General features: G+C 40.7%; 2 protein-coding genes. Both read right to left on the bottom strand.

Annotated features, from left to right (window positions below; genetic code table 11):
- Positions 1–36: 36 nt before the first annotated feature.
- Positions 37–495, bottom strand: a complete 459-nt coding sequence (locus GMD1S_RS08310) for a CtsR family transcriptional regulator (protein ID WP_001211255.1) — start codon at positions 493–495, stop codon at positions 37–39.
- 171 nt (positions 496–666) lie between these two features.
- The coding region (locus tag GMD1S_RS08315) for an LPXTG cell wall anchor domain-containing protein (RefSeq protein ID WP_000463696.1) at positions 667–862 on the bottom strand (196 nt) is incomplete at its 5' end.

The following is an 862-nucleotide window of genomic DNA, read 5'->3' on the forward strand; positions in this document are numbered from 1 at the left end:
TCGATACATTCATTCAATGCTTTTGAATAGTTCATCTTACTTCTCTTTTCTATCTACCTCTTGTAATAGCTGTCGGAGCATATTGGCACGGACAACTGAAGATTCTTCCCCTAGGACACGATCTGTTGCTACAGGAGTCAGCAAGGTCATCTCTTGCTTGGTCATCAAGTCCTGCTCCACCAAAAGCTGGAGAATATCCTCATAAATCTCCTGACTAACTCGCTCTCCGATTGAATAAAGCAAATCGCGTAGCATCTCGTGATGATTGGAAAACTCAATACGCCCTATGCGAATGTAGCCTCCACCACCACGCTTGCTCTCAACTAAGTAACCTCTACTTTCCGTAAAGCGAGTCTTGATGACATAGTTGATCTGGCTCGGTACAACCTGGAAGGTATCTGCCAACTGGCTCCGCTGCAATTCCACGATACCAGACTGGTCTAAAATCGCCTTGATATAGGCTTCGATATGATCTGATGTATTTTTAAATCTCATAGTAAATCAAACTCCTTCTTTGAACCTTGACTATCTTTGACTATTATACCGAAATTTTTGATTTTTTTAAAGGAAAAGGGAACGAGTTGCGAAGATTATTATAAACTATCCAAAACAAAAAGATGGGACTGTAAAACAGTCGCCATCTTTTTTAGTTATTCAAAGTTAAGATTAGTCAACTTTTTTAGCACGGTATACAAGTCCTGCCAAAGCTGCAAGAACTAGACCAAGAATAGTAGAGAATGCTGTAAAGTCTGCTCCACCAGTGTTTGGCAAATCTCCCTTAGGCTGTTCACCCTTAGGACCTTCCTTAGGTTCTTCTTTTTTCGGTTCAGTATACGTGTTAGTGATTGTTGGGTTGTTACCT

Source organism: Streptococcus sp. GMD1S, from assembly GCF_000296875.1.
Taxonomy (GTDB): domain Bacteria; phylum Bacillota; class Bacilli; order Lactobacillales; family Streptococcaceae; genus Streptococcus.